Origin of the sequence: Vibrio sp. 03-59-1, from assembly GCF_013114135.1 — a bacterium.
Taxonomy (GTDB): Bacteria; Pseudomonadota; Gammaproteobacteria; order Enterobacterales; family Vibrionaceae; genus Vibrio; species Vibrio cortegadensis.
The window spans coordinates 87,645-100,906 of the sequence record NZ_VTYA01000006.1 but is presented as its reverse complement, the minus strand read 5'-3'; the positions used below and the strand labels follow the sequence as shown (position 1 = coordinate 100,906).

Below are 13,262 nucleotides of genomic sequence, written 5' to 3'. Positions count from 1 at the left end.
AAAAATAACTCATAGGTGATTTTTATGGGATTCGTATATGGTGCCCTTTCTCTTGTTTTTACTTGGTTACGTAGTGCAATGCCTTGGCTTCTCGGTGCTGTCGGTGCTTCATTTTCTAACTGGATTGTAAGCGCGGGGTTTGGTGTCGTTGTCTTCTCTGGCTTTAATATTTTGACTAGTCGCCTCATTGGTACGGCTGTCAACTCGCTGAACGGCCTTGGTGATATTGGTGGCTTTGGTGCTGATATTGTTATGCTTCTCGGCTATATGTGGCTAGATAAAGCTCTTAACCTTGTTATTTCAACGGGTGCTTTTTTAATGGCGATTAAAGGAGTTCGTCAAGGTATTGCTATGCGTCAAGCTTGGTGGAAACCAGGTCAGAAAACTGGAGGAATGGAAGGTTGATTTATTTAAGAACTGGATTGCCAGGGGCGTCTAAAACTCTTAACTCTTTACGTGAAATTGTGCTTTCTCACGATTCGGGTCGTGAGTATTACTATACAAACATCAAATTACTTATGTTGGATATTGATGTGGCCTGCTCGTTTTCTGGTTGGTATTACGGCTGGTATTTTCCAAACTTAAAAGACAAGGCTAGTATTCGTAAATTATCTAAGATAATGAAACCAATTCACGATGATGGTGAATTTATCACTCTAAATGATGTTCCTTGGCTTCGCTCTCAATATGATAGCCACAATCATTTTGAGACTTGGCTTTACTGGGTTCGTCGTGTTTATCCTAAGAAGAAACTTGAGAAGCTAGAATCTATTCTTGATGCTGCTCCTGAAGATACACAAGATAAGTTTGATTTAGTTCGACCTCTTAACCTTGATTTTAGAAACTTTCCAGACCCAAATGACTGGTCTACTTTACCTAAGCGTTCAGTCATTCTGGTTGATGAGGTTCAACAATTCTTTCCACCTCGTGGAGTTGGTTCTCGCGTACCAAAGGCTATAGCAGCCCTTGAGACTCATCGACATGGTGGTTATGACCTTCATTTTGTCACACAAGACAGAACCCTTTGTGATGCTAATTTACGTAAATTAGTTGGTCGCCATGTTCATTACTTCAATGCTCTTGGTGGTAAAAATGTAACCCGCAAAGAAGCACCTAAATGTTTTGATCCTAATGATTATCATCAGTCTCAAACTGCTTCCAAAAAGATGATTAGCCATGATAAAAAGTTCTATGGTGTTTATTGGTCTGCTGAAATACATACCCATAAGTTCAAATTTCCATTCATGGGCTTTGTTGCTATTTTCTTTTTTTGTTTGATCCTTTATTCCGCTTATTCTCTATCATCTCAATTATTTGATGGTTCAGACTCCAGTTCTCCAGCTGCGCCAACTCAACCAACGCCAATACAAACTGATTCACCTGACATAACAGAAAATCCTGTTGCGGATTTTGTTGATGAGTTATTAACTGACGTTTATATATCAGGCTCTGTTGTAGAACAGTTCTCTGATGATGTTGTTTACCACTATACATTTGTACGAAGTTCTGACGGTGCTGTTTTCTATCCCGAAGCAATGGAATTAACACTTGATCCATTAACGCCATGTTTGGCGAATATTAGAATTGGTGAATTGATACGGCCTGTTACTTGTAATCCGTTTTATGTTCGTGATTCATGGAAAGATGAAGACATTGAAGATTCAGAAGATGGACAAGCAATTGCCAGTGCTGAGAGTTCAGAGAAATACAAACCCAATATTAAACTATTCTAATTGCGCCCAGAAGCGCACCCAATGAACCTACCTACAAATGCGGATTAGCCCCGCAGGGATAAGCAATGCACGTAGTGCAAGCGAAGCACCAAGCCGCCCGACTTTGTTAACTGTGCCGTATGTCTAATCGGCGCGGTTAGCTTCACTATCCTTTGACCGTCCCACTCCCCACACCCTGCCAGAATGCTTCTAGTCTTTTAAAGGCTTGCGAGTGTCGAGCATGTCTTAATGATTTTTGTATTGGTTTGCGTGCGTGAGCGAGGGATGGGAAAAGCGGAGCGCCGCCCTGCTCACGCCAACCCCCGTCATGTATTACGGGGGTACTATCCACGAAACTTAAAACCTTCCCCGACGATTCGCAAGTGTGATATGTAAATGTCCGTACCGATCTGACGCAGATTTACGACCATCCATTTTATCGATAATCAAAAGAGTGCATAATAAACATTCATACGGCAAGTTGTCGTCTAGATAGCGTTATGCGTATTTGGAGTTCACCACAAAGGAGAGATTGTGTTTATTGAAAAATATCAGTGGTTCTATGCTGCTCTTTCAGGCTATTCAGCAACTTCGCTTTTAGTTCTGACTAATGTAAATCCCGCCAACTTTGGCTTTTTGCTTATATTTGCAACGATTGCATTTGCGGTGTGCTTGCCTGTATTCGCGACCTTTTCCATGACGTATTGGATATTTCTAAAGTACAAAGTTCCTCAAAAGAATGTAGCCCTGCTAATTAATAGTCCCAAAAGTCAGCAAGCAACAACTTACAGCATGTATCTAATAGCATTAGCATCATTACTTTTAATCATCCATCTAAGTTATCTTGCTGGAATTGCCGCTGCAGTAGCTTTGCATTTTAGTAAAAAGTTTCAGTCTTACTGCTTATACAAAGTAGGTATAACAAACCAATGGTTGGATGCTGTAGAAAGAAGTCCGGGTAATGTACCCAATTTAGAACCCAACTAAAATACGCATAACAAATTGCGCAAGACGGACTGTTAACGCTTGGCATTTTCAGTTCCAAATTGTTTGGTACAATCTGTGCGCGGCTTTGCATTGGTCTTCAACTCAATTCGTAGGCAACGGGGGATATATGATATTAGATTGGCTAGCAGAAAATACACTTTCAATGTATGGCGCTATTGTTGGTACATGGGCTCTTTATTTGAATTTTACAAAAACACGCCGAAAGTTAATCGTTTCATCATATGTAGATGAAGGAGCTCAAAAACAACTAAATCGTGTCGCTGATAAAATTGAAAGTGAAGATATGCTTGGAAATAGAATAGATTCAAGCCCGCCATTTGTTGGTCCAGTATATAGAGTTGAAGTTGTTAACACTTGCTATCAGGCGATGTATATAAAACAAGTCGGTGTAGAAATGCGATCACTTAAGAAAAATATACAAATTACGGCTGAAGTGCTGAAACAAGGAAGTTTGAAGAGTGTTGGAGATGACATGCTTCAACCTGGTTGCTCTCAACAATATTATATTTATTTGGACGGAAAAAAACCACAACTAGAACAAGTAGTAAGTTGCTACGTAGTAGATCATTTAGGGAAGACTTATAAAGGTAAACATTCTCAAAAAAAGAAACTTAATTGTCCTTTGTCAAGTAAAGCCATACAAACTGTTTAATAGTAATTCGCAACGAATGGCGTTTTTGCTATGCGTTGCGTTTTGTGTTTGTTCCCAATAATTGAGGTCGAAATTCAGCCTTTATTGCATGATTTTTCTTAATGCTCTTGCGTACTTCAAGAGTCTTGAGGTCATTTGCAAATCAGTTACACACCCAATCTCAATAAGAGCAATACCAGTTAAGATCTCTTGTGCGCTTACTGGTCTACCTGTTGGCAATGCTAGTTTATTACCAACAATTTTGAACCCTTCCCAATCACCACCAATGCCTAGTTCTCTATTGCAATAGAATCTCATAAGCCTCTTACACTCTGGCGGTATCGGTTTTCCTGCATCCCATAACTTGACCGTCCTCACACTTTTAAAACATAGTTCAGCGGTCTTTTCTATACTCATTCCACAAACTAATTCACGAAAAATATAATTTTTAGTCATTTCGTGGTACTTCATTGATAACTCTCTCAAATGAGAAAGATATTATAAAACGTGCGTATGCAACTTGATTTACCATAAATGCAAATAATACGCACTAAGGCTAATCGATTTTAAGGGGCTTTCTGGGCACATACCGAGATTCTGAACAAGGTCTTACGTGCATGCTCCATCGCTTGCTGGTGTGTCTCATATGTCTATGGATTTTTACGTTATGGTCAACGTCTGTAACTGACATAAATCAGTCACCAACCAAGAATCTCTCATCAGCAAGTTCATTTACTTCTTGGAAGCCAACAACATTCAACACCATACATTGAACTTGGTCTGTATCATCTCGATAACCGAGCATCTGTACACAGTTATTGTTGGACTCACTCATGAGCAGCATTTCTTTTAATAGCTTTAAGCTGGCGAAGACTTTTTTGTACTGATGGCTGGCAACCACATCAAATATCCTTCAGCTCATGGCAGCTAAGCTTAATTGACGCTGAAAAGATAAATCAATTCAGCTTTCTATTAGATGGTTCAGATAAGTGCCATATAAAGCTAAGCGAACAAATTCTTGAACATCTTCACTGGCCATGTGAGAAAGATCTAAGTCTGAGGATTTGGATGTTCATTGATTCGAAACCCAAGCTTTCTTACCACTTCGACTTATTTAGAGAGGCGATCTAAATCGGCTGCTCGTTTGAATGCCTTAGCTACGAATGATGGCTATTGATGTTCATCAAAGACGCTACCAATGCTTTTGAAAAATCATCCTCACAGGAGCATCCACTCAGTTATTCAAATATCCCACCACGACGAGACAGTGTCACTTTAGTTACAGTGTCTCGCAGTCTGAAATATGAGTAATACTCCCATACCAAGAAGTGACACTGTAATTCCTTTTAAGCATAAATCCCTACTACCTATGATAATCCTTTCCCACAAAAGGCTAACAGCACAAATCACTAGTTACACATCTCAATTGTTTTGATTACAATAATTTTCGTAATTTAATTACACACCAAGGTGGAATTAGTCACCATTCGGAATAAAATTCCGATGTAACTTACTAATTTTAAATGGTTTTTGTCGAGGTCGGCGATGAAACGCCAAGCTTTAAGATGGTTAGCGTTACGATTAAACAATGCAGCTGATTATGCTGATTTAGGCAAATAAGCTCATAACTCAACACTAAAGTGAGTGTTTGAGGTTTTGTTGCTGGAATTGAGTGAAACTACGAATAGAAAATGAGCGTAAGTGTGGGTCTATCAGGGGGGAGAGAAAAAGAGGGTAATGCTACCCTACTCTTTTATTGGTTGGCTTTTTCAGCACGGATTTGTTCAGCAATAATTTTAATTGCTTCTGCTGTGCTCACGCCTTGTTGCATTAACTTTTGGATTTCTTCTACAGCGGCTTGCTGCTCTTGGTGGGATAGTGTTAAGTCGTCAAACATAATCGGCTCCTAAAATTCAGGAGCCGACTATATAAGGTCAATTAATAAGTAGCAAGGAAATTTATTGAAGCACCCATCGCATCTTCATTCGTGTAGCTGGCGGCAACATCAATTTCAAATATATTTAGAGGAGAGATCCCTAAACCAGCAGTAATGGTATCTTCAGTATCTCTCGCTAAGTTCGTCATGTAACCACCACGAATTTGTACTTGGCGGATCAAGTCAATCTCAAAACCAGCCCTTAACATTTGAGTGTTATCATCAAATTGACTGAATCGTTTCTCTTCATTGAGATCATAATCCACACTTACTGTGAAATAGTCAGATACAATCCCAGCCCCAATAGTATACAAAGGTCGCATACTGTACTCATAGCCGATGTCCCAAGTTTTGGAACCTGCTGTATGTTGGTATTTCTTGGTCTCTATATCACGACCCATCAAATTTTTTGCTGCAAAGCCAATACGTACAGGTCCGTAGAACCATAGTGCACCGGCATCGAGATTAAATACTGTCTCAGCCGTTTCATTTTCTCTAACATCACCAATATCATAAGCAGAAAAAGAGGTCGCGTATGAATATGTATAAATACGTTGTAATTTAGGGGAGATCCCAAAAGCAAGGTGCTGATTTAAAAATGTTTGGTACTTAGCAAGCGATATCCCCACTTCCGTCACACCAATGCTCACTGCTTCAACGATACTATTATTTGCTTTAGTGACGCCGTCACCTGCTGCTGTATCAATTCTTGGAGTGACAAAGGTTTCAGTATACGCTTTACCAAAAATATTAGCGGCTATAAATTTATTGGGTATACCAAAAGCAACTACACCACCAAGTTCTAATTTAGCGCTATCCCCATCCATCGCAGTTAGAGCCGCGTCTAATGCGGCTGCATCAGGTGGAGTGGCAGCCAGTCCGTCAGCTATTCCATCTATCTGATCCACTAGTTTGTTTTCATCATTATAGGAAATGCCAATACTCGGAAGTATCATACCAGCATCATCATTACGTCTATAAATTGCTGTTAATGCTGGGTTATAGAATGGAGCGGTCAAGTAGGATGCTGAAACGGTACCAACTCCCCCCATTGCGTCACCACGAGCCTCAACTGAATAGTTTGCTGCAACAGCGGGGACGGATGCAAGGGTAATAGAACTGATAAGTATTTTAGTCGAATTTTTCATATTAGTATTTTTTGTTATTTCCCTATTAGGATTAGCGGCACTTCTGCTTAAAACTTTAGTTATTCGCTCCTAGATATATCATAAGTTTTGCTGATAGTCTGAGATTGCTCTATCACAATATTACCTTGCCACCGCTGATGTCTCATTGAGACGGCAAGAACATATCGATTTGGGGGGAAACTTTCAGTGTCTAGTGAGTCAGGATAGTCAGTCTCGTAGCTTTGGCCCCATATTTGAACATATTTTCCATCGACGTCATCATAGAGCGCAGTTTCAAGTGTTGGTAAGGGACAGTAAGGGTTAAGTAGAGCGTCTTTTGAAACTGACCACTTGTCTTTTGATGCCCATCGAACTCGCTGTTTTAGCTTCGAGTTGGTAAAAATCACCCATGAACTCCACTCTTGGCCATCTGAATTTTCTATGTTCAGGCGATATAGCCCTGCTGGTAGTCTGTTAGCTAAATTGTACCTTTGTATATAAGCGTGCTGCTTGGATGTGACACTGTCACGTTTCTGACTGTAAAAATCACTGTCTTTTGATATTTTCTTGTCAACCCAGCGCTCTAAATTAATCGTTTTGATGATATTCGGTGAGATTACTTCTACCACCGCTCGATATGAATCTCTACCCGGGCTTTGTATGGTTTGATTGCGAATAATGACAGAGGTAATCCAGTCTGGAAAATTACTTTGTGCTAATGATTTACCACAATCTCGTTCAAGCGATTGATTAAGTAGACCATTTAAATGGGTACTCAGGGTCGATGATTTGTTTTGTTGCCATACCTCTACCAATGAAGTAAACATCGATTTCAAGTCGTCATTCAACAAATTCTGATGGGCATGAGTCAATGGCGTGTTTTCATCAAACCAGTATTCCGCCAACACCACTTTAGGTGCTAGCGAAAAAATCAGAATAAGTGACAGTCCAAGTTTCGATATCATCATGCTTTCATTTTATATCCTACACCACGCAATGTTTCTATCTCTAAGCCTGGTAACTTTTGGCGTAGTTGTAGTACATGTGTATCAACGGTTCTAGTGGTTGGGAAATGGTTATAACCCCAAACATGATCAAGCAACTCATCTCGAGTAAACACTCTGCCAAGGTTACTAGCGAGGAAAAGTAAAAGATCAAACTCTGTGCGAGTTAATGTAACGGAGATATCATTGAAAAAAACTTCTCTGGTCGCTTTATCTATAACCAAGTTTTCAGTGGTGACTTTCATTTCATCAACCGCTTCAGATTCTGGTAATCTAAGTTGTGCTCTGATACGTGCAAATAACTCCGCCTCGGCGAATGGTTTAGTGAGATAGTCGTTAGCCCCTGCATCAAGTCCTGACACTTTGTCTTTAACTGTAACTAAAGCCGTTAACAGTATGACGGGAACATCTTTCGTTTTTTTCCAATTCGCTAAGTGTTGAACAGAATCGCCATCGGGAAGTTGTCTGTCTAAGATAACTAAATCCGCTTTTTCCCAGTACTGTTCGACTTCTGAAATTAATTCAGCATGTAAACACTCATACCCAGCTTGCTCTAAACTTACTAATAGTCCATCCGCTAGATTTTTGTCATCTTCAACGAGTAGCAATGTCTGTTTCACAGGGTATCTCCAAAATAAATGTAGTTGGTGGGCCAATGAGAGTCATTTTCCCTCCCATTCGTCCAACCATAGATTCAACAATTGTTAGGCCTAACCCTAGGCCACTTTTACTTTCGAACGGTTTTCTTAACCTTCGCCAGTCTTTATTCGTTAATGTCCCTTGGTCAATAACTCGAATAACCAAGCGACTGTTATCTGTTGTCACTTCGAGAGTGATGGGTGCTACGCCATATTTCACCGCATTGCGAATTAAATTATCAATGCATGTACCAAGCCAGTAGATATTCACTTTTGCTGCAATATCCTGATTAAAGCTGAGAGTGACAGGCGCTTGCAACTCCTCTACTTTATATTCTAGCCACTCTTGAACTGAGGGAATCCATTCACTTGCAAGAGTTTGGTTATCGGACTGTAAATAATCCTTACTTGCTTCAGCTAATTGCCTTAATCTTCGCGTGTCTTCACATAATTTTCTAAATTCGCCGTAAACAGATTCCGGTAGCTTTTCGAACTCACGTCTAAAGCCTTCCACTGTCATCGATAAGCTAGCAATCGGTGTTCTCAATTCATGTGTCAGAATTTGTAGAACAAGCATCCGACTTTTAAGTTCATTTTTTTTGACATTCCAACGATAGATTGACCATCCAACCACTAGAAATATATTGGCAACGATCAATACGATCATGCTGATACGGAGTACTTCAGAATGATCTTTAACATCCCAGCACAAATTGCCCCTTTGAACTAAACACGTTGTTGATTCAGAAGAAAATTTGTAATTCAGACCTGAGAGTTCAGCATTTTCTTTCCATATCGAGCTATTGAACAAATAATACAGCTCCCCTTTCCTTAGCCATAATTCATCATTTTCGACAAACATACTGGCCCCAGAGATGAGCGATGTGATTGCATCACTATCCATTTCTTGTAGACGGGTAAGCAGTTCATTGTCTATAGATTGTGGTCGCTCCTGAATATGCATGTATTGCTGTAACGGCTCAAATTGCTCAGGATGATTTTGCACATATCGGGCAGCGTATGTGCCGCCACCAGGGTGAATTAGATTGCTTCGTGAAAACCAACGAGAAGAAAGAGGAGTACCTTTACACATAGAGCGAGTAAAAACTAAAGGTTCAGTAATTAAAGGACTTAGTGGCAGCTTTCCATTACATGTTTCTGCAAGCCGGTAAAGTTGTTGGATATCTTTAAGTGGGTACTTTGCGGTTTGCGGTAGCATTGATTCAGGAGCTAGAAGTTTTGTCGGATAGTCAGACTGTAATACACGTATATCGTAAAATTGAGTAGCAGACTCATAATCAAATTGATCAGCAAAGTTTTCTATTCTTTCAGGCAGGGAATCTGCTAACGCATTTGCAGAAAATAGCGTTAATAATAGTAGTAATGAATAGCTGATTTTTTTTATCAATTTAGTTGCTTTAAACTTCTAAGTGTCATGATTTTAAGTCATTATCTTATAAATCTTGTTATGAGTCCAAATTCATTTTTCTCTCTTATCGATATACAATACTCTCCAATCTCTGAATGCAGTATCAATGATCAAATTGTCGTCTTATCAGTCAGAGAACCACATATGTTTTTGAGGATAAAATGGACAGAAAACAAGAAGCTGCAAAAATATGGAATGAACGTCATGTAGAGCAATTACGCTTCATTAAATTAGTTCTTGAGAATCGAGGGTACAAGCATAACATTGAAAACGAAGAAGAGTTAAATGACACGGTTGGAAAAATAATCTTTCACGATGAGCATCAAGATCATATATGTTATCTAACCGACTCATGTATAACATTTAAGAATTTGGACTTATGCTTAACCTTAGATGAATTCAGTCTCTGGCTTGATTCTTAACTATCAGAATATACTTTAAATTCTGACTAACATTGTTTCATTAGTCTCAGAAGAAAAAAAGGCAGCCTCAATATGGGCTGCCTTTTGCTATTTCTTAAACTGATGCTTAAAAAACTTAGATTACAAGTGTTCTAAGATACTCAGGCATGAAGCTTTCGCATCACCAAACAACATTTGAGTATTATCTTTGAAGAACAATGGGTTTTGTACGCCCGCATAACCGGTATTCATTGAACGTTTAAATACGATAACGTCTTTTGCATTCCATACTTCCAACACTGGCATACCAGCGATTGGGCTGTTTGGATCATCAATAGCCGCAGGGTTAACCGTATCGTTAGCACCGATGACAAGAACGGTATCTGTTTCACCGAAATCATCATTAAGCTCGTCCATTTCCAATACGATATCGTAAGGCACTTTTGCTTCAGCAAGTAGTACGTTCATATGTCCTGGTAAACGTCCCGCAACAGGGTGGATACCAAAGCGAACGTTAACACCTTGTGCACGTAACTTCTCTGTAATTTCATGAACTGGATATTGCGCTTGAGCAACAGCCATGCCATACCCTGGTGTGATAATGACAGACTTAGAGTTTTTCAGCATATCCGCAACATCTTCAGCCGATGTTTCTCTATGCTCACCTTGTTCTTCATCCGCAGAGCTCACCGTCACTTCTTGACCAAAGCCACCTGCAATAACACTGATGAATGAGCGGTTCATTGCTTTACACATAATGTAAGAAAGAATCGCACCTGAAGAACCAACGAGTGCACCTGTTACGATCAACAAGTCATTTGCTAGCATGAAACCTGCCGCAGCTGCTGCCCAACCAGAGTATGAGTTAAGCATTGATACAACCACTGGCATATCTGCACCACCGATTGAAGCAACAAGGTGGTAACCGAATACGAATGCAATTAATGTCATTACAATAAGAGCAAACATACTGCCTTCAACATTGACAAAGTGGATCATCAGCAGCGTTGAAACAACGACAGCGGCTAGATTCATCTTGTGTTTGTGTGGAAGGTTTAGCGCAGAAGACGAGATTAATCCACGTAATTTACAGAAAGCGACAATCGAACCTGTAAATGTAACGGCACCAATAAATACACCAAGGAAAACTTCAACTAAGTGAATGTTTAACATCGCACCAGTCAGTTCGCCATGATCGATATAGCTGTTATAAGCAACCAGTACCGCCGCCATACCAACAAAGCTATGAAGAATTGCCACTAACTCTGGCATTTCTGTCATTTCTACTTTTTTAGCATAGTGGATACCAATACCACCACCGATAACCATAGCAACAAGGATCCACGCAATACCTGATGAATCAGGGCTAAAGATCGTTGCTATTAAGGCAATCGCCATACCGGTAATACCGTAGTAGTTACCCGCGCGAGCCGATTCCTGCTTTGATAAACCAGCAAGACTCATGATAAAAAGAACTGCAGCAACAATGTAAGCTGCTTGTACTAATCCTGCAGACATCTGTTACTCCTTATTTTTTACGGAACATTTCAAGCATACGTTTCGTGACAGTAAAGCCACCGAAAATATTGATGCTTGCAATCAACACGGCAATAAACGAAAGGAAAGTTACAACGCCACTTCCTTGACCTATTTGTAGCAATGCACCAACAACGATAATGCCTGAAATAGCATTGGTTACTGACATAAGTGGTGTATGCAATGAATGCGAGACATTCCAAACCACGTAATAACCGACAACACAAGCCAATACGAATACAGTGAAGTGGGCAAGGAATGCAGCAGGTGCGACAGACGCAATCCAACCGAATGCTCCAATACCAATTGCAAGTGCTGCGATTTTCTTCACAGGAGATGCAGGTTCTTCAACTTTTGCTTCTACTACTGGTTCTTTTGCTTTCGCTTGAGGCTGAGCTGATACCTGAATTGGTGGCGCAGGCCAAGTAACCTCACCTTCTTTTACAACGGTAACGCCACGTAGCACAACATCTTCAAAATCGATGTCGATAGTGCCATCTTTTTCTTTGCATAGAAGTTTTAAAAGGTTAACTAAGTTAGTGCCGTATAGCTGAGAAGATTGAGTCGGTAGACGACCAACCATATCGGTATAACCAACAATCTTCACACCGTTTTCCGTTGTGATGACTTGGTCTGCTACCGTATATTCACAGTTACCACCATTTGCAGCCGCCAAATCGACGATGACACTACCCGCTTTCATGCTGTCTACCATCTCTTTGGTAATCAGTTTTGGCGCTGGGCGTCCCGGGATAAGTGCGGTTGTAATGATGATATCAACGTCTTTAGCTTGGTCTGCGTAGAGTTCTTCAGCTTTCTTATTAAAAGCTTCAGACATCTCTTTTGCATAACCATCGCCAGCACCTGTATCTTCTTGGAAATCAACTTCCAAGAATTCAGCACCCATTGATTGAACTTGCTCTTTTACTTCTGGACGAACATCAAATGCACGAACAATGGCGCCAAGACTACCTGCGGCACCGATGGCTGCTAAACCCGCAACACCAGCACCAGCAACTAAGACTTTAGCTGGCGGAACTTTACCTGCTGCTGTGATCTGACCTGTGAAGAAACGACCAAACTCATGCGCAGCTTCCACAACAGCACGATAACCCGCAATGTTTGCCATAGAACTCAGCGCATCTAAAGCCTGAGCCCTTGAGATACGAGGAACTGCATCCATCGCCATTACGTTGATGTTTTTGCTTGATAGCTTTTCCATCAATTCCGGATTTTGAGCTGGCCACACGAAGCTGACTAAACTCGCACCATCCTGCATTAATTCAATTTCATCAACACCAGTTGATTCATTAAGTTGCGGTGCATTTACTTTAAGAATAAGTTCAGATTTCCAAACTTCTTCAACTGAAGCAATTGTCGCCCCAGCAGCTTTAAAAGCAGCATCGTCAAAGCTAGCTAATAAACCAGCCTTTGTTTCAACTGTGACTTCAAATCCCAGTTTTAAAAGCTGCTCAACCGTTTTCGGTGTTGCAGCTACTCGCGTTTCACCCGCAAGTATCTCTCTTGGCACACCAATTTGCATAGTTATTCCCTACTATTGGCACAATGAATATTCTGTTTTTATCTAACGACAGCGTTAACTTCAAGTGTTTTGTAATAAAAATACAAAATTTCATTACATATAACCTTAAGTAATCGGTGATTGTCTCTGTTGTTAAGGAAAAAAACAACATTTTAAACACTACACAGAGGTCAAACCACTCCAGAAAATATCACTTTAAAAACAACTGGATAAAGTCGAACTTTGTACATAAAAAAAGCCATAGCATAAACGCTTACGGCTTAAAATAAGGTGATTATCATCAATCTAACGGTAAGT

The 13,262-nt window shown here is 40.2% G+C and carries 14 protein-coding genes; 5 read left to right on the top strand and 9 right to left on the bottom strand.

All coding sequences use genetic code 11. The annotated features are described in order from the left end of the window. Positions 1-24: 24 nt before the first annotated feature. From F0249_RS07820 to F0249_RS07805, 4 genes are all read left to right on the top strand, one after another. Positions 25-405 (top strand): DUF2523 family protein, encoded by a 381-nt coding sequence (locus F0249_RS07820; protein ID WP_171756311.1) that lies wholly within the window; start codon positions 25-27, stop codon positions 403-405. Next, the gene (locus F0249_RS07815) at positions 402-1,733 is read left to right on the top strand and encodes a zonular occludens toxin domain-containing protein (RefSeq protein WP_171756310.1); all 1,332 of its coding nucleotides are present in this window, start codon (positions 402-404) and stop codon (positions 1,731-1,733) included. Before F0249_RS07820 ends, F0249_RS07815 begins: the two co-directional genes overlap by 4 nt. A 513-nt stretch (positions 1,734-2,246) precedes the next feature. After that, on the top strand, positions 2,247-2,699 hold the full coding sequence (locus tag F0249_RS07810) for a hypothetical protein (RefSeq protein ID WP_171756309.1): 453 nt from the start codon (positions 2,247-2,249) through the stop codon (positions 2,697-2,699). A 127-nt stretch (positions 2,700-2,826) separates the two neighbouring features. Next, on the top strand, positions 2,827-3,372 hold the full coding sequence (locus tag F0249_RS07805; protein ID WP_171756308.1) for a hypothetical protein: 546 nt from the start codon (positions 2,827-2,829) through the stop codon (positions 3,370-3,372). A gap of 81 nt (positions 3,373-3,453) precedes the next feature. Here F0249_RS07805 and F0249_RS07800 read toward each other — a convergent pair whose 3' ends face one another. From F0249_RS07800 to vxrA, 7 genes are all read right to left on the bottom strand, one after another. After that, positions 3,454-3,822 carry a phage protein gene (locus F0249_RS07800; protein ID WP_171756307.1) on the bottom strand — a complete coding sequence of 123 codons (369 nt, stop codon included), beginning with the start codon at positions 3,820-3,822 and terminating at the stop codon, positions 3,454-3,456. A gap of 223 nt (positions 3,823-4,045) precedes the next feature. After that, positions 4,046-4,252 (bottom strand): hypothetical protein, encoded by a 207-nt coding sequence (locus F0249_RS20205; protein ID WP_253825289.1) that lies wholly within the window; start codon positions 4,250-4,252, stop codon positions 4,046-4,048. 852 nt (positions 4,253-5,104) lie between these two features. Beyond that, the gene (locus tag F0249_RS07790) at positions 5,105-5,248 is read right to left on the bottom strand and encodes a YoaH family protein (RefSeq protein WP_017053226.1); all 144 of its coding nucleotides are present in this window, start codon (positions 5,246-5,248) and stop codon (positions 5,105-5,107) included. A gap of 41 nt (positions 5,249-5,289) precedes the next feature. Further along, the gene (locus tag F0249_RS07785; protein ID WP_171756306.1) at positions 5,290-6,435 is read right to left on the bottom strand and encodes a conjugal transfer protein TraF; all 1,146 of its coding nucleotides are present in this window, start codon (positions 6,433-6,435) and stop codon (positions 5,290-5,292) included. Between the two features lie 59 nt (positions 6,436-6,494). After that, a complete protein-coding gene (locus F0249_RS07780; RefSeq protein WP_253825288.1) occupies positions 6,495-7,382 on the bottom strand; it encodes a DUF2861 family protein in 888 nt (295 codons plus the stop codon). Then, positions 7,379-8,038 (bottom strand): response regulator transcription factor VxrB, encoded by a 660-nt coding sequence (vxrB, locus tag F0249_RS07775; RefSeq protein ID WP_017053229.1) that lies wholly within the window; start codon positions 8,036-8,038, stop codon positions 7,379-7,381. Before vxrB ends, F0249_RS07780 begins: the two co-directional genes overlap by 4 nt. Continuing rightward, the gene (gene vxrA, locus F0249_RS07770) at positions 8,013-9,464 is read right to left on the bottom strand and encodes a sensor histidine kinase VxrA (protein ID WP_171756305.1); all 1,452 of its coding nucleotides are present in this window, start codon (positions 9,462-9,464) and stop codon (positions 8,013-8,015) included. The genes vxrB and vxrA overlap by 26 nt, the downstream gene beginning before the upstream one ends. Positions 9,465-9,646: 182 nt before the next feature. On the opposite strand from vxrA, the gene F0249_RS07765 reads away from it, so the two are divergent. Then, entirely contained in the window at positions 9,647-9,907 is a 261-nt protein-coding gene (locus tag F0249_RS07765) for a hypothetical protein (protein ID WP_171756304.1), read from the top strand. 120 nt (positions 9,908-10,027) lie between these two features. On the opposite strand, the gene pntB is transcribed toward F0249_RS07765, so the two are convergent. After that, a complete protein-coding gene (gene pntB, locus F0249_RS07760; RefSeq protein ID WP_171756303.1) occupies positions 10,028-11,404 on the bottom strand; it encodes a Re/Si-specific NAD(P)(+) transhydrogenase subunit beta in 1,377 nt (458 codons plus the stop codon). Positions 11,405-11,414: 10 nt separating this feature from the next. Continuing rightward, positions 11,415-12,965 carry a Re/Si-specific NAD(P)(+) transhydrogenase subunit alpha gene (gene pntA, locus F0249_RS07755; protein ID WP_171756302.1) on the bottom strand — a complete coding sequence of 517 codons (1,551 nt, stop codon included), beginning with the start codon at positions 12,963-12,965 and terminating at the stop codon, positions 11,415-11,417. Positions 12,966-13,262 lie beyond the last annotated feature (297 nt).

What these genes read in the sequence shown, in the direction of transcription:
- pntA (WP_171756302.1), bottom strand. Translation starts at nt 12,965, where the DNA reads ATGCAAATTGGTGTGCCAAGAGAGATACTTGCGGGTGAAACGCGAGTA.
- pntB (WP_171756303.1), bottom strand. Translation starts at nt 11,404, where the DNA reads ATGTCTGCAGGATTAGTACAAGCAGCTTACATTGTTGCTGCAGTTCTT.
- F0249_RS07785 (WP_171756306.1), bottom strand. Translation starts at nt 6,435, where the DNA reads ATGAAAAATTCGACTAAAATACTTATCAGTTCTATTACCCTTGCATCC.
- F0249_RS07800 (WP_171756307.1), bottom strand. Translation starts at nt 3,822, where the DNA reads ATGAAGTACCACGAAATGACTAAAAATTATATTTTTCGTGAATTAGTT.
- F0249_RS07765 (WP_171756304.1), top strand. Translation starts at nt 9,647, where the DNA reads ATGGACAGAAAACAAGAAGCTGCAAAAATATGGAATGAACGTCATGTA.
- F0249_RS07780 (WP_253825288.1), bottom strand. Translation starts at nt 7,382, where the DNA reads ATGATGATATCGAAACTTGGACTGTCACTTATTCTGATTTTTTCGCTA.
- F0249_RS07820 (WP_171756311.1), top strand. Translation starts at nt 25, where the DNA reads ATGGGATTCGTATATGGTGCCCTTTCTCTTGTTTTTACTTGGTTACGT.
- F0249_RS07805 (WP_171756308.1), top strand. Translation starts at nt 2,827, where the DNA reads ATGATATTAGATTGGCTAGCAGAAAATACACTTTCAATGTATGGCGCT.
- F0249_RS07790 (WP_017053226.1), bottom strand. Translation starts at nt 5,248, where the DNA reads ATGTTTGACGACTTAACACTATCCCACCAAGAGCAGCAAGCCGCTGTA.